The sequence below is a fragment of the Novosphingobium colocasiae genome (assembly GCF_014652555.1).
GTDB lineage: Bacteria > Pseudomonadota > Alphaproteobacteria > Sphingomonadales > Sphingomonadaceae > Novosphingobium > Novosphingobium colocasiae.
This window is the reverse complement of sequence record NZ_BMZA01000001.1, coordinates 223,169-238,054: the sequence shown is the minus strand read 5'-3', so window position 1 is coordinate 238,054 and position 14,886 is coordinate 223,169. Positions and strand designations below refer to the sequence as shown.

Below are 14,886 nucleotides of genomic sequence, written 5' to 3'. Positions count from 1 at the left end.
GCCCGCCCCCCTTGTCCCGCTTCTCCGCCCCGATCGTCCCCACCGCGCGCGCTGCCGCCCTGCTGGCGCTGGCCGCGCCGCTGGCGCTGGTGATCGCCGCCGTGTCGCCCGGTGCCTGGGTCATCGCGCCGCTGCTCGGGCTGGCGCTGGTGCTGCTGGTGGTAGTCGATGGGTTGCTGGCCGGCGGGCTGGAGAGCTGGGATCTGCTGGTCCCGGCTGATGCCGAGGTGGGCGATCCCTTGGAACTGGTGGCGCAGGCGCGGGTCCGCTCGCGACTGGCGCGGGGGATGGATTGCGCGTTCTCCTGCGATCCCCGGCTTGCTCCAGGTGGCCGGGCCGGGATCGCGCTGGCCCCGCTGCCGGATGACGGGCGGGCGTGGCGGGGCGAAACGGTGCTGGAACCGGCCAGGCGCGGCACCTGCGCGGTCGATCGGGTGTGGCTGCGCTGGACCGGCCCGCTGGGGCTGGGCGCACGCACCGCGCAGGGCCCGCTCGACCGGGCGGTGCGGGTGCGGCCCAATTTGTCCTATGTCCGCTCGCCCGCGTTGCAGACGTTCCTGCGCGATGCCCAGTTCGGCCTGATCGCCCGGCGCATGCGCGGCGAGGGGACGCAATTCGAGGCCTTGAGCGAATACCAGCCGGGGATGGACCGCCGCCGGATCGACTGGAAGGCATCCGCCCGCCACGTCCATCTCTATGCCAAGGAATACGAGACCGAGCGCAACAACCAGATCGTCTTCGCCTTCGATTGCGGCAACGCCATGTGCGAGCCGGTGGCCGGGCTGCCCCGGCTTGATCGCGCGGTTTCGGCGGCACTGGCCACGGCTTATGTCGGCTTGCGGGGCGGTGACCGCGTGTCGCTGTTCGGGTTTGCCGCAAGGCCGGAGGTGGCGACCCCGTTTGTCGGCGATTCGCGCGCGTTTCACCTGCTCCAGCAAGCCGCCGCCGGGCTGGAGTATCGGGCGGAAGAGCCCAACTTCACGCTGGCGCTGGCGACGCTCGCCGCCCGGCTGCAGCGCCGCTCGCTGATCGTGCTGTTCAGCGAATTCGCCGATCCGATCGGGGCCGAACTGATGATCGAAAGCATCGGCCGGCTGGTGTCGCGCCATGTCGTGCTGTTCGTGACCCTGGCGGACGAGGAACTGGAAACGCTCAGCACCGCCCGGCCCGATGATCTGGAAGTGCTGTCGATGGCGGTCGGGGCCGATCAGTTGCTGCGCCAGCGCGCGCTGGTGACGCAGCGGCTGCGGCAGATCGGCGTCGATGTGATCGAGGCGCGCTACGATACCGTGTCCAATCGCCTGATCGACGCCTACCTTCGGATCAAGCGCAGCGGAGCGATCGGATGAGCGCGGTACTTTCACCCGGGATGGGCGCGATCGAACAGGCGGCGCTGCGTTCGGACCGGTTCCGGCTGGAGCGGGAGGGCGACTGGAAGCGGCTGGACGCGATCGTCACCCGGATCGAGAAGGGCCGCGCCAAGGGCCTGCCCGATGAAGATCTGCTGGCGCTGCCGGGCCTGTACCGTGCGGTTGCCTCAAGCCTGTCGATCGCGCGCGAAACCTCGCTCGATGCGGCGACGCTCGCCTATCTCGAAGCGCTGGTCCAGCGGGCCTGGTTCCAGGTCTACGGTCCGCGTTCGTCGCTGGGCGAATGGCTGGCGGGGTTCATCGGCGGCGGCTGGAGCGCGGCGGTCCGGGCGATCTGGATAGACCTGCTGGTGGCGCTGGCGGTGATGGTGGCGGGCACCGTGGTCGGCTGGCTGCTGGTGGCGCACGATGTCGAATGGTACCAAGCGCTGGTGCCCGGCGGGCTGGGCGAAACGCGGGTCCCCGGTGCCAGTGCCGCGGTGCTGCGCGAAACGCTGTTCGGCCATACCGAAGAACAGGGGATGTCCGTATTCGCCGCCTATCTGTTCAGCCACAACGCGCAGATCGCCATCCTCGCCTTCGCGCTCGGCTTCGCCTTCGGGCTGCCATCACTGATGCTGCTGGTCCAGAACACCGCCACGCTGGGCGCGCTGCTGTGGCTGTTTGCCGACAAGGGCCTGCTGATCGACCTGTGCGGCTGGCTGAGCGTCCACGGCACCACCGAACTGTTCGCGATTCTGCTGGCCGGGGCCGCCGGCCTGCATATCGGGCGCGGCATCGCCTTTCCGGGCGATCGGCCGGTGCTCGAATCGGCGGCGCTGGCCGGGCGGCACGCCGCCACGGTGATGGCCGGGGTGGTGCTGATGCTGGTGATCGCCGGGTTGCTCGAAGGCTTCGCGCGCCAGTTGATCGACCAGACGGCCGGCCGCTTCATCGTCGGCGGGTTCATGCTGGCGTTCTGGCTCGCCTATTTCTTCGCCTATCGCGGCCGCCGGCAGACCGCAGGCGGCCACTTCGCATGACCAGCGTCCCCACCAGCCTGCGCCGCTCCAAGCGCGATCGCACGCTGATCACGCCTGAAGGCATCGCCGTGCCGGTGGCGGTGGCCAGCCGCGGCGCGCGGGCGGGGGCGCTGGCGCTGGACCTCATGTTCATCGTCCTGATTATGATCGGCGGCTCGATGGCGCTGTTCTATACGGCGGGCGGGGCGATGGGCCTGCGCGCGGCGGACAAGGGCGTGGCCGGCCATGTCTTCCAGTTCCTGGCGATCGTCTGGATCATCGCCATGTTCCTGCTGCGCAATGCCTACTTCCTCTATTTCGAACTTGGCCCGCGCGGCGCGACGCCGGGCAAGCGCATCGCCGGCATCCGCATCGCCGCGCGCGATGGCGGGCGGCTGACCGCAGAGATGGTGCTGGCGCGCAATCTCCTGCGCGATATCGAAATCCTGATGCCGATCGCCTTCATCGCTTCCGCCGGGGCGGACAGCGGCCTGGCCTGGCTCACTGCCGCCGCGTGGTTCGCGATCTTCCTGCTGTTTCCCTATTTCAACCGCGATGCACTGCGCGCCGGAGACATCATTGCCGGGACCTGGGTACTGGAACGGCCGCGCCACAAGCTTCTGGCCGCGCTGACCAGCCGGCAGGCCGATACGCCCCCTGCCCCGTCGTATGCCTTCAGCGAGGCCGAGTTGGCCGTCTATGGCGAGTTCGAGCTGCAGGCGCTGGAGCGGGTGCTGCGCGATCGCAAGAACATCTCGCTCGATCAGGTCTACCAGACGATCGCCGGCAAGATCGGTCGCAACGATGGCTGGGGCGATGAACGCGCATTCCTGGAGGCCTATTATGCCCAGTTGCGCGCCCGGCTTGAAGCAGGCATGCGCATGGGGCGGCGCAAGAGCGACAAGTACTCCGGAGAAGCTTGATGGACCTCAGACCCGCCCGCCCCACCGATGCCGCCGCGCTCGCCGATCTGGGCGCGCGCAGCTTCATCGCCAAGTTCGGGGACCTTTACAGCCCCGAGGATCTCGCCGGCTTCCTGCGTGATGCCCATCATGCCGACACAGTGGCCCATGAGATCGCCAATCCCGCCTATCGCATCATGCTGGCGATGGAAGGCGATGCTCTGCTCGGCTTCTGCAAGATGGACATGACCTGCGGCTGGCCGGACCACGCGCGCGGCAGCCGGGTGGTCCAGCTCAAGCAGCTCTATACCGAGCCTGATGCGACCGGCCGGGGCATCGGCGCGGCGCTGACCGAATGGGCGCTGGCCGAAGCGGCCGCGTTCGGGGCCGATGAAGTGCAGCTTTCCGTCTATTCCGCGAACGAAGGCGCGCAGCGCTTCTACCATCGCCATGGCTTCACCAAGATTGCCGACATCTTCTTCATGGTCGGCAGCCAGCGCGACGACGAGTTTCTCTACGCGCGGATGCTGGGGTGATCGCTGTGGCACGTCCCCTTCGCCGCTGCGCCCTCGCGGTGCTGGCACCGCTGCTGGCGTTGCTCGCGCCGACTGCCGCATGGGCCGACATGGCCTCCGACGTGAAGGCCCTGCAGGACGGCTGGGCGCACATGACCTATGAAGTCAAAGGCGGGGCTCCTCAGGCCAAAGCGCTCGATCAGCTTGCCCGGCAGGCCGATGCGATGCTTGCGCGTTATCCCGGCAGGGCCGAGCCGCTGCTGTGGGTCGGGATCGTCGCCAGCGAGCGCGCCAACCGCGCCAGCATCTTCCGCAAGCTCAGCTATGCGACCAAGGCGCGGGACCTGATCGCCAGGGCCTATACCATCGATCCGCAGGCGGCGGGCGGCGGCGTCGCGCTTACGCTGGGCGTGCTCTACTACAAGGTCCCCGGCTCGCCCTTCGCCTGGGGCGATGACGAGCGCGCCGGAAAGCTGCTCCGCCAGGCGCTGGCGCTTGACCCCGATGGCCTTGATGCCAACTATTTCTACGGCGATTACCTGCTTGCCCAGGGCGACAAGCCCGGCGCGCGCAGCCATTTCCAGCGGGCCTTGCGCGCTCCGCGCGATGCCAGCCGTCCGGTCTGGGACGCCGGCCGCCGCCGCGACTTGCGCAATCTCATCGCCAAGGCGGGCTGATCCATAGCCCACTCCATTGCATGCTAATTTCCTCCAGTTGATCCCCGTCAAATCCTGCGCGCCCTTTATTGGCCAAATGGTCAGCAAAGGAGAGGCTCATGGAAAAGCCGGTAGTGCGTTTGGGGTATGCAGGATTCCGGGGCGACCGGGCCGAATGGCAGCGCTTCGCTTGTGACATCTTCGGACTGCAGGCAGTCCCGGCCCAGGATAACAACGAACTGCGATTGCGCGCTGACGAGCGGGCCTGGCGGCTGGCGGTGCGCGAAACCCGCGATCCAGGGCTCGACTATCTCGGCTTCGAGGTGGCCAGCCACGAGGACCTCGACGGCATCATGGCCCGCCTGCACGCCCATGGCTTTGCCGCGCACGAGGACCCGGCGCTAGCCCGTCGGCGCGATGTGCAGCGGCTGGTTACCACCACCGCCCCCGATGGCACGCCGCTGGAATTCTTCATCGGCGGGCTGATCGTCTCGCGCCCCTTCGCATCGCCGACCGGCGCGCGCTTCGTCACCGGCGAGGCGGGGCTGGGCCATGTGCTGCTGATCGTTCCCGATGCGGCGGAGGCGCTGCACTATTTCACGCAGGTCATCGGCCTCAGGCGCTCGGATTCGATCGAAGTCGCGCCGGGCTGTGACGGCCACTTCCTCAACGGCGGCCTGCGTCACCACATCGTGGCGGTAGCGGAGATTCCCGGCCTCACCGGCTTCGACCACATCTACGTGGAGGTGGAAGACCTCGTCCATGTCGGCCAGGCCTGGGACAAGGTTTCCGGCGGGGCCGCTCCGGTGGCGCGCTCGATCGGCCAGCACGCGAACGACCCGGCGATCTCGTTCTACACCGGATCGCCCTCGGGCTTCCTGTTCGAATACGGCTGCCATTCGCGGCTGATCCCCGACGTCAACACCTGGGTCGAGACGCGGTGGGAGTCCGCATACCTCTGGGGCGGCACTTACGGCACCCACGCGGTCGGCTGACCGGACGACACCTTCATCCTATCATCGGAGAGCAGACATGCCTGAAGTTATCGAAGTTCCCGTGCTGGTCGTCGGCGGCGGCCCGGTCGGCCTGACCATGGCGATCGAATTGTCCCACTACGGCGTCGGCTCGCTGGTGATCGAACGCAACGCGTCGACCACGCGCCACCCCAAGATGGACCTGACCAACGGCCGCTGCATGGACCTGTTCCGCCGCACCGGCGTGGCCGATCGCATCCGCGCCGCCGGTGTCGATCAGGACAACAGCTATGACATTGTCTGGACCACCGATCTCAAGCCCGGTTCGCACGAACTGCACCGCTTCTGCTATCCCGGCAACCGCGCCGAATACTGGCGGCGGCGCAACTGCAACGACGGCACGCTCTCGCTCGAAGCGCCGCTGCGGGTCAGCCAGATCCTGATCGAGCCGGTGCTGCGCGATATGGCCGAGGCCTGCGCCGACGTCGATGTCCGCTTCGGCCATCGCCTCGAAAGCTTCGTGGACGGCCCGGACGGCATCGTCGCCACCGTGATCAACGAGCAGACCGGCGAGACGCTGATCGTTCGCGCCGGCTATCTGGCCGCTTGCGATGGCGGCAACAGCACCGTGCGCAAGCAACTGGGCGTCGATAGCGACGGCATGCTGGGCGCGGCGCACATGTACCTCGTGCACTTCCGCTCGCGCGATTACGAGCTACTGCACCAGTTCGGGCAGGCCTGGCACTACCAGACCGGCTGGGGTCAGATCGTCGCGCAGGACGATGTGGAGCAATGGACGCTGCACTGCCTGGTGCCGCCCGATGCCGGATTCGAAGCGATCGATCCGCGCCGTCTGGTGATCGACCTGATGGGCAAGGACTTCGATTTCGAGGTGCTGGTCGCCAACCCGGTAACGCTGAACTATCAGGTCGCGCACCAATATCGCGTCGGCCGCGCGTTCCTCGTCGGCGATGCCGCGCACCAGTTCGTGCCAACCGGCGGCTACGGCATGAACACCGGCATCCCCGAGGCCGCGAATCTCGGCTGGAAGATCGCGGCGGCGGTGCACGGTTGGGGCGGCGATGCGCTACTGCAATCCTATCATGACGAGCGCCAGCCGATCGCGCACATATCCAGGGCCACCTCCGAAAGGCATCTGGGCATCCGCGCCGCGATCTACCGGCTCTATGCGGAAGCGGGCGATCTGGCGGGGACCGGCCCGGAGGCCGAGGCGGCGCGCAGCCGCATGGGCCACCGCATCGGCCTTCTGGGCAATATCGAGAATGAAGCCTGGGGCACCGAGCAGGGCTATCGCTACGAAAGTTCGCCCGTGATCCCGGACGAGCCCGGCTATCCGCCGGCGTTCGACATGCTTACGGTCAAGCCTTCGACCTGGCCGGGCCGCATCCTGCCGCATGTCTATCTGGAAGACGGCACCGCCGTGTTCGATCGGCTGGGCAAGTGGTTCACCCTGCTGGTGTTGGACGGGAGCGATGCCGCCCCGCTGGCAGCGGCCGCCGAGGCCGCCGGGCTGCCGCTGGATGTGCTCCACCTCAACGATGCGGTGGCGCGCCGGGTCTATGAAAAGCCGCTGGTGCTGGTCCGTCCCGACCACCACGTCGCCTGGCGCGGCGACAGCCTTCCCGCAGGGGCCGGGCAAGGGAGCTGGCGGATCGGCCAGCCGGTGGAAAGCTGCGCGGATCTGATCGATCTGGTACGCGGGGTCTGAGGTCCATCACGAGGTGCCAACCGGCCCGCGACGGCAAGTCCGCTGCGGGCCGAATACTGACGCGCGACATTGCCCATTGCGAGCGAGGCACCTGACTGTATGGTCAGGATAGTCACCGGCACAGGCCGGGCCCGAAAGCCGCATGGGAGTGCGATGCAATGATCACCACCGGAACCTGCCAGATCGCCTATTTCGTTCCGGATGTGCACGCGGCGGCGCTGCGGCATCACCAGATGTTCGGGTCAGGCCCCTATTACGTGCTGGACGAAGTCTCACTGCCGTTCTGCGAGTATCGCGGGGAGCCGGCACGCTGGAGCATCAGTTCGGCGTTCGGTCAGTGGGGCGATATCCAGGTCGAATTCATGCAGCAGAACGATGCCCTGCCCTCTTTTCTCTACGATGTCTTTCCCGCCGGGTCCGGCCGTTACGGGCTGCATCACCTTGCGATCACCGTCCCGGACCTTCGCGCGGCCGCGGACGAAATGGTGCGCGATGGCCATGACATCGCGCTGAACGCCCGGATGGACAACGGCATCGAGGCGATGCTGATCGATACCATCGCCGAAAACGGCCACATGATCGAACTCTATCAAGACTGCGCGCCGCTGCGCGATTTCTACGATTTCGTCCGGGCGCAATCGATCGGCTTCGATGGCACCGATCCGGTCCGGTCGTTTCCCGCCGCCGGGTAAGATGACCGCCGCCGCGGTCAGGCCTTGAACACCACGGTGCGCGACCCGTTGAGGAATACGCGCGAATCGAGGTGATGGGCCACCGCCGTCGCCAGCACCCGGCGTTCGATATCGCGGCCCTTGCGCACCAGATCGTCAGGCGTATCGGCATGGCTGATCGCTTCCACGTCCTGATGGATGATCGGCCCCTCATCGAGGTCTGCGGTCACGTAGTGCGCGGTCGCGCCGATCATCTTGACCCCGCGTTCGTGTGCCTGATGATAGGGCTTGGCCCCCTTGAAGCCGGGCAGGAACGAGTGGTGGATATTGATGCAACGCCCTGACAGGAACGCCGCCAGATCGTCCGACAGGATCTGCATGTAGCGGGCGAGCACGATCAGTTCCGCCCCGGCCTCCTCGACGATCGCCTTGATCCGCGCTTCCTGCTGCGGCTTGGTGTCCTTGGTGATCGGCAAGTGGTGATAGGGGATGTCGCCGATGGTGGTGGCGAGCGCCTCGCGCGGGTGGTTCGAGACGATGCCGACTACCTCCATGTCAAGTTCGCCGATGCGGTTGCGATAGAGGAGGTCGGCCAGGCAGTGGTCGAACTTGCTGACCAGCAGCAGCACCTTCTGGCGGATACCGTTGCTGCGCAGGCGGATTTCGACGTTGGGGGCATCCAGCTTGGCGGCCAGGTGGCCTTCCAGCCGCTCCATGTCCGCCACTGACCCGCATTCGAACACCACGCGCATGAAGAAACGATCGTTCGCGCGATCGTTGAACTGCTGGGCATCGATGATATTGCCGCCAACCCCCGCAATCGTCGTCGCGACATCGGCGACAAGGCCCTTGCGATCGTCACACTGCAAGGCGAGCGTACAAATTTCGGTCATCGCGGTTTTCGGGCCCCTGGGATTTCGCCTGCGACTTACCGCACCGGGCCCGAAAAGCAATGCGATGGTGCATTGCGGCAGGAGCAGCTCAGTTCTGGCCTTCCAGCGTCATGCGGTCGCCCTCTATGCGCACGCTGTGGACGTGCGACAGGAACGACTGGCCAAGCAGCGAGACGGGCAGACCCTGCGGGATGATCGCGCCGCTGATGCTGCGTGCCATGGTGCCGCCCAGTTCGACACTGTCGAGCGCGACCGGCACGCCGTAGACGGTGCCGCTGGCTCCCTTGCCGATGGGGACGAGATCGTCGTTCGACCACGAAAGGCCCGCCGCGCGGGCATCGTCTGCGGTCAGCGCGACGATGCTGGCCCCGGTATCGACAAGAAACCGGGTGGTGGTGTGGTTGACGCTGGCGCGGACATAGAAATGTCCGTCGGATTGCCGCTCCATCACTGTCGGATCGGTCAGCCAGCCGCCCTCTGCCGCTGCCGGGGCGGGCGACGCGGTGCCCGCTGTCATCGGCGCGGCGATCCCGGCCGGCCCCGCAGACGGCCCGGCCGAAGTCCAGCCGATCGCCAGCGCGACCGCGAAAAGAAGGATGACAAGGCCGCGAACCATGCCCCCGGCATAGCGGCCTTGCCTTAAGCCGGCGTAAAGCGCGCGCTATTCGGCGGCCTGCGCCTCAAGCGAAGCGGCCGCTTCCATCTCGGCGGCCTTGGCTTCGACCAGCGCGACGATGTGGTCCAGCATATCCTCGCTCTGCACATGATGGTCGGTCACGCCGGAGAGATAGACCATGTGCTTGCCGTTGCCGCCGCCAGTGACGCCGATGTCGGTCTCGCGCGCTTCGCCGGGCCCGTTGACCACGCAGCCCAGGACCGACAACGACAGCGGGGTCTTGATATGCGACAGCCGCTTCTCCAGCGCCTCGACGGTACGGATGACATCGAAACCCTGCCTTGCGCAACTGGGGCACGAGACGACGCGCACCCCGCGCGTGCGCAGGCCCAGCGACTTGAGGATTTCGAACCCCACCCGCACTTCCTCTTCCGGCTCGGCCGAGAGCGAGACGCGCAAGGTATCGCCGATCCCGGCCCACAGCAGGTTGCCGATGCCCAGCGCCGACTTGACGGTCCCGCCGATCAGCCCGCCCGCTTCGGTGATACCCAGGTGCAGCGGGCAATCGACCGCATCGGCCAGCCCCTGATAAGCGGCGACGGCAAGGAACACGTCGGAGGCCTTCACCGCCACCTTGTATTCGTGGAAATCGTGGTCCTGCAGCAGCTTGATATGATCGAGCGCGCTTTCGACCAGCGCCTCGGGGCACGGCTCACCGTACTTTTCGAGCAGGTCGCGCTCGAGGCTGCCGGCGTTGACGCCGATGCGGATGGCGCAGCCGTTGGCCTTGGCGGCGCGGACCACTTCGGCCACCCGTTCGCTGCTGCCGATGTTGCCCGGATTGATCCGCAGGCACGCCGCGCCCGCATCCGCCGCTTCGAGCGCGCGCTTGTAGTGGAAGTGGATGTCGGCGATCAGCGGCACCTTGGCGGCGCGAACGATCTCGCGCAGCGCGGTGGTGCTTTCCACGTCCGGGCAGGACACGCGGACAAGATCGGCCCCGGCATCCTCGCAGCGGCGGATCTGGTCGATCGTCGCGGCGGCGTCCGAGGTGGGTGTGTTGGTCATGGTCTGCACCGTGATCGGCGCATCGCCGCCGACGGGGACCGCGCCGACCATGATCTGGCGGCTCTTGCGGCGCTCGATATCGCGCCAGGGACGGATGGATGACATGGCCGGCCTTATAGGGCGGCTGCGTTGCAGTTTGAAGGGCCCTCACGCGACTTTGCGAAAACGCCGTAATGCGGCATGAACCGGGGTATGGACGATGCCGAACCAATCGCAGATTTCGCCACCACACCCCCGCTGCTGTTCGCCCGCGTGCTGGACGGCAAGGGCGGGGCGCGCCCGGCCGGCTGGGAGGAAGTGCAGCACTGGCGGCCGCACGATCACGAGCCGGTGCTGTGGCTCCATCTCGATCGCACCGCGCCCGGCGTCCGCGAGTGGCTGGCCGACCGCTTCGACATTCCCGCGCCGACGATCGAGCTGCTGACCAGCGAAGCCACCCGCCCGCGCGCCTTCCACGAAGGCCACGCGCTGGTCGCCACCCTGCGCGGGATCAACTTCAACCCCGGCGCCGAGCCGGAAGACATGGTGTCGATGCAGCTCTGGGCAAACGGCCACGTCGTCCTCACCTTGCGCCGTCGGCAATTGCAGACGCCCAAGCTGGTGCGCGATGCGCTGGACAACGGGCGTGGCCCGGTCGACGCTGGCGGGCTGGTCACCACGATCACCGAACACCTGATCGACCGGATGAGCGAAACGATCATCGAACTGAACGCCGAGATCGACCGGCTCGACGATGAGGAGTGCGAACTGCCGGCGTCCGAGGTGATCTCCGCGATCGCCGGTATCCGCCGCAGTTGCCTTGCCCTCAAGCGCCACATGTCGCCGCAGCACGAGGCGCTGGAAAACATCGCCCGCGACGCGCCGGCGTGGTTCGAACGGCATGATCGCCGCCAGATCGTCGAGACGATCGACCGGCTGCGCCGCTTCCTCGACGATATCGACATCAGCAAGGAATCGGCGCTGGTGCTGCAGGACGACATGCGCGCCCGCGCCGCCGCGCAGACCCAGCAGACGCAATACCTGCTCACCATCGTTGCGGGCATCTTCCTGCCGCTGACGTTCATCACCGGTCTGCTGGGGATCAACGTCGGCGACATTCCGCTGGCGGAAGCGGGCAGTCACGGGTTCTGGATCATCGTCGCGATTTGCGGCGGAATCTTCGGGGCGGAACTGCTGATCGCCCGCAAGCTGAAGTGGTTCTGACGGGGCGCACTTGCGACCCCGAAACGAAAAAAGGGGCCGTTGCCGACCCCTTTTTCCTGTTTCCTTGCGGGCCGTGAAGCCCGGTTTCCAGCTTAACGCTTGGAGAACTGGAACGAACGGCGGGCCTTGGCACGGCCGTACTTCTTGCGTTCCACCACGCGGCTGTCGCGGGTGAGGAAGCCGGCGGCCTTCACGGCTGCGCGCAGAGCGGGCTCGTAGCGGGTCAGCGCCTGGGCGATGCCGTGCTTGACGGCACCGGCCTGGCCCGAAAGCCCGCCACCCTTGACGGTGGCAATCACGTCGTACTGGCCTTCGCGGCCACCGACGACGAACGGCTGGTTGATGACCAGACGCAGGGTCGGACGGGCGAAGTAGACTTCCTGGTCACGGCCGTTGACGATGACCTTGCCCGAGCCGGGCTTGATCCACACGCGGGCCACGGCGTCCTTGCGGCGGCCGGTGGCATAAGCGCGGCCCTGCTTGTCGATCTGCTGTTCGCGAAGAGGGGCGTTGGAGGTGAAGACCGGGGTTTCCGGGGCCACGTCACCGGCGATGCCGGCGAGATCGGACAGGCTGGAGAGGGTATCGGTGTCAGACATTACGCACCCACCTTGTTCTTGCGGTTCATGGAAGCGACGTCGAGCGCTTCGGGCTGGGTGCCACCGTGCGGATGCTCGGCACCGGCGTAGATGTGCAGGGCGCGCATCTGGGCGCGGCCGAGGGGGCCGCGCGGAACCATGCGCTCAACCGCCTTTTCAAGCACGCGCTCGGGGAAACGACCGGCCAGGACCTTGTCCGCCGTCACTTCCTTGATGCCGCCGGCATAGCCGGTGTGCTTGTAATAGGTCTGCTGCTTGAGCTTGTTGCCGGTGAACTTCACCTTCTCGGCGTTGATCACGACGACATGGTCACCGCAATCGACGTGGGGGGTGAAGCTCGGCTTGTGCTTGCCGCGCAGCAGATCGGCGACGATGACGGCCAGGCGGCCAACCACCAGACCTTCGGCATCGATAAGATGCCACTTCTTCTCCACCTCGGCCGGCTTGATCGACCGGGTGACCTTCGTGAGCGCCTTCATGGCTGGTCAATCCCTACTATTTCTGGCGCGAGGGGAAGCGAATCCCTCCCTTCGCGGGAAGGGGCCAACTCGTCGATCGGCCGCGCAAAGTCAAGCCACGGGCGGGTTTGCAGAGAGGTAAAATGATACCGTCAGATTGCGGCGGGGCTAATCCCGCCCAGCCAGACGCGGGTGCCGGCGCTGGCGGCGTCGCAGATCCAGCCCGTGATCGCGGGCTCCTCGTAAGGATGCAGCATGCCCAGCCGGGCGACGGCCGCATCCAGCAGGGCGGCGTTGGTCTTGACCAGCATGCCGATCTCGCGCGCTTCATCGCGCGCGCCGTTCCACACGAACAGCGAGGTGAGGCCCGGCACCAGGTTGGCGCAGGCGGCCAGCCCTTCATCCAGCAGCGCGCCGGCCACCGCGCGCGCCGCCGCCTCGTCCGGGAACGGGCACCAGATCAGCGCCGGTGCCGGAAGCTGCGCCTCAGCCACGCCGGCTCAGCGTGTGTGCGCCCCACACCGTCGCCACCACCAGCAGCGCGCCGCACAACTGGTGCGCCACCGCCAGCCACAACGATACGCCCGACCAGATCGTCGCGATGCCCAGCAGCACCTGCGTGCCGAAAGCGATGTGGACGGCGACCGAAACGTCGCGGCGATGGATTGCTTTCAAGCGCCGCCCCATCACCACCAGCACCGCGACCACCGCCCAGGCCCACCAGCGGTGGATGAAGTGTGACAGATAGGGATCGCCGAACATGGCGTGGGCCAAGCCCTTGTCCCACTCTATCCCCCCGGGGACAAAGCTGCCCTGCATCAACGGCCAGGCGTCCAGCCGGAACCAGCCGGCCCCGGCGACCTGCCCGGCCCGCTGCCCGGCGACGAGCGCGCCCATGAAAAGCTGGAAGCCCAGCATCGCCAGCGCGACCAGGGTGAAGCGGCTGAGCCCGGCGCGCGGCTGGCCCCGGCTCAACTGGTATAGATCGAGCGCGGTCCAGACGAGGCCGCCCAGGGTGAACAGCGCGGTGACGAGGTGGGCGGCCAGCCAGTAGTGGCTAACCCGGTCCAGCGCATCGGGCGAGAGGCCGGAAGACACCATCAGCCAGCCGATCGTCCCCTGCAGCCCGACCAGCGCGATCAGCGCCAGCAGCCGCGCCTTGTAGCCGAGCGGGATCGTCCGCTTGAACCAGAACCACGCGGTGCCGCCGATCATGGCCAGGCCGATCAGCCGCCCCAGCAGGCGGTGCGCCCATTCCCAGAAATAGATGAACTTGTACTGCGCCAGCGTCATCCCGGCGGGTCCGTTGACGTCGATATACTGGGGGATGCGCCGATAGCCGGCGAACTCGGCCTGCCACTGGGCATCGGTCAGCGGGGGCAGCGCGCCGGTGACCGGCTTCCACTGCGTGATCGACAGGCCCGATTCGGTCAGCCGGGTGATACCGCCGATAGCGACGATCAGGACGACCATCGCCGCCACGACCAGCAACCAGCGGGCCATGGGCAGGATATCGTCGGTGGTGCCGATGATCGGCTTGGCGTGGGCGGATCGCATGGCGCAACTCCCTGATACCTTGCACCGCCCTTGGCAAGAGCGGCGAACGCCCGCCGGGCACGGCCCGCCGTCGCGCTTGCGCCGGAGCGCACCGCCGCCGCGCCGGTCAGTGCTTGATTGATGATACAACATTACATATGTGGAGTGCATGCGGACGGCCATCGCCTTGATTCGAAAGCGTCTCGACCGGGCAGGGATCGTCCTGTCCGGGCTCTGTGCCGTGCATTGCGTGCTCGGCATCGTGCTCGTCGGGTTCCTGGGGCTGGGCGGCGGGGTGCTGCTGTCGCCGGCGATCCATCGCGTCGGACTGGGCGTGGCGGTCGGGATCGGGGCGGTTTCGCTCGGCTTCGGCGTGTTGCGCCACGGCCGCATCGCGCCGCTGGTGATCGGCGGCTGCGGGCTGCTGCTGATGGCGGCGGGCATCCTCGTCAGCCACGGCTGGCCCGAAGCGGTGCTGACGATCTGCGGCGTCACGCTGGTTGCCATTGCCCATCTGCGCAATCTCCAGGGCCACTGCGCACCCGCCCGCTGAGCGTCGGCCGGTCAGCGGCGCGCGCACGATTCCTGCCTTTTTCGTCTCCCCGGGCTTGCCCCCGGGTCCCGCTTCCGATGCGCTGCACCCGAAGAAAAAGCGGGGTCCCGGATCGCGTCCGGGACGACGAAGGTGATGCCGC

Annotated in this window: 17 protein-coding genes; 10 read left to right on the top strand and 7 right to left on the bottom strand. The window is 67.3% G+C overall.

Annotation, left to right across the window (positions count from 1 at the left end; translation table 11 throughout):
- Positions 1-11 precede the first annotated feature (11 nt).
- From IE122_RS01170 to IE122_RS01135, 8 genes are all read left to right on the top strand, one after another.
- Positions 12-1,349 carry a DUF58 domain-containing protein gene (locus tag IE122_RS01170; protein WP_189619256.1) on the top strand — a complete coding sequence of 446 codons (1,338 nt, stop codon included), beginning with the start codon at positions 12-14 and terminating at the stop codon, positions 1,347-1,349.
- On the top strand, positions 1,346-2,392 hold the full coding sequence (locus tag IE122_RS01165) for a stage II sporulation protein M (protein WP_189619255.1): 1,047 nt from the start codon (positions 1,346-1,348) through the stop codon (positions 2,390-2,392). The genes IE122_RS01170 and IE122_RS01165 overlap by 4 nt, the downstream gene beginning before the upstream one ends.
- A complete protein-coding gene (locus IE122_RS01160) occupies positions 2,389-3,294 on the top strand; it encodes an RDD family protein (RefSeq protein WP_189619254.1) in 906 nt (301 codons plus the stop codon). Before IE122_RS01165 ends, IE122_RS01160 begins: the two co-directional genes overlap by 4 nt.
- The gene (locus IE122_RS01155; RefSeq protein WP_189619253.1) at positions 3,294-3,809 is read left to right on the top strand and encodes a GNAT family N-acetyltransferase; all 516 of its coding nucleotides are present in this window, start codon (positions 3,294-3,296) and stop codon (positions 3,807-3,809) included. Before IE122_RS01160 ends, IE122_RS01155 begins: the two co-directional genes overlap by 1 nt.
- 5 nt (positions 3,810-3,814) lie before the next feature.
- Positions 3,815-4,465, top strand: coding sequence for a tetratricopeptide repeat protein (locus tag IE122_RS01150; protein WP_229813618.1), 651 nt, complete (start codon positions 3,815-3,817; stop codon positions 4,463-4,465).
- A 98-nt stretch (positions 4,466-4,563) separates the two neighbouring features.
- Positions 4,564-5,439, top strand: coding sequence for a VOC family protein (locus tag IE122_RS01145; protein WP_189619252.1), 876 nt, complete (start codon positions 4,564-4,566; stop codon positions 5,437-5,439).
- A gap of 37 nt (positions 5,440-5,476) precedes the next feature.
- Complete coding sequence (locus IE122_RS01140; protein WP_189619251.1) at positions 5,477-7,147, top strand: FAD-dependent monooxygenase; 1,671 nt, start codon at positions 5,477-5,479, stop codon at positions 7,145-7,147.
- A gap of 158 nt (positions 7,148-7,305) precedes the next feature.
- Positions 7,306-7,839, top strand: coding sequence for a VOC family protein (locus tag IE122_RS01135; RefSeq protein ID WP_189619250.1), 534 nt, complete (start codon positions 7,306-7,308; stop codon positions 7,837-7,839).
- A gap of 17 nt (positions 7,840-7,856) precedes the next feature.
- On the opposite strand, the gene purU is transcribed toward IE122_RS01135, so the two are convergent.
- From purU to ispG, 3 genes are all read right to left on the bottom strand, one after another.
- A complete protein-coding gene (purU, locus tag IE122_RS01130; RefSeq protein WP_189619249.1) occupies positions 7,857-8,711 on the bottom strand; it encodes a formyltetrahydrofolate deformylase in 855 nt (284 codons plus the stop codon).
- 88 nt (positions 8,712-8,799) lie between these two features.
- A complete protein-coding gene (locus IE122_RS01125; protein WP_189619248.1) occupies positions 8,800-9,327 on the bottom strand; it encodes a retropepsin-like aspartic protease family protein in 528 nt (175 codons plus the stop codon).
- A gap of 45 nt (positions 9,328-9,372) precedes the next feature.
- Positions 9,373-10,500 (bottom strand): flavodoxin-dependent (E)-4-hydroxy-3-methylbut-2-enyl-diphosphate synthase, encoded by a 1,128-nt coding sequence (ispG, locus tag IE122_RS01120; RefSeq protein ID WP_189619247.1) that lies wholly within the window; start codon positions 10,498-10,500, stop codon positions 9,373-9,375.
- 75 nt (positions 10,501-10,575) lie between these two features.
- Here ispG and IE122_RS01115 point away from each other — a divergent pair, with 75 nt between their 5' ends.
- Positions 10,576-11,598 (top strand): zinc transporter ZntB, encoded by a 1,023-nt coding sequence (locus tag IE122_RS01115; RefSeq protein ID WP_229813617.1) that lies wholly within the window; start codon positions 10,576-10,578, stop codon positions 11,596-11,598.
- Between the two features lie 92 nt (positions 11,599-11,690).
- Here IE122_RS01115 and rpsI read toward each other — a convergent pair whose 3' ends face one another.
- The 4 genes from rpsI to IE122_RS01095 all read right to left on the bottom strand — a co-directional run bounded on the left by rpsI (position 11,691) and on the right by IE122_RS01095 (position 14,212).
- Entirely contained in the window at positions 11,691-12,197 is a 507-nt protein-coding gene (rpsI, locus tag IE122_RS01110) for a 30S ribosomal protein S9 (protein WP_189619246.1), read from the bottom strand.
- Complete coding sequence (rplM, locus tag IE122_RS01105; RefSeq protein WP_189619245.1) at positions 12,197-12,676, bottom strand: 50S ribosomal protein L13; 480 nt, start codon at positions 12,674-12,676, stop codon at positions 12,197-12,199. Before rplM ends, rpsI begins: the two co-directional genes overlap by 1 nt.
- Before the next feature lie 131 nt (positions 12,677-12,807).
- Entirely contained in the window at positions 12,808-13,149 is a 342-nt protein-coding gene (gene cutA / locus IE122_RS01100; protein ID WP_189619244.1) for a divalent-cation tolerance protein CutA, read from the bottom strand.
- Positions 13,142-14,212 carry a COX15/CtaA family protein gene (locus IE122_RS01095; RefSeq protein ID WP_229813616.1) on the bottom strand — a complete coding sequence of 357 codons (1,071 nt, stop codon included), beginning with the start codon at positions 14,210-14,212 and terminating at the stop codon, positions 13,142-13,144. Before IE122_RS01095 ends, cutA begins: the two co-directional genes overlap by 8 nt.
- 166 nt (positions 14,213-14,378) lie before the next feature.
- On the opposite strand from IE122_RS01095, the gene IE122_RS01090 reads away from it, so the two are divergent.
- Positions 14,379-14,744, top strand: a complete 366-nt coding sequence (locus IE122_RS01090; RefSeq protein WP_373299078.1) for a MerC domain-containing protein — start codon at positions 14,379-14,381, stop codon at positions 14,742-14,744.
- The last annotated feature ends 142 nt before the right edge of the window (positions 14,745-14,886 follow it).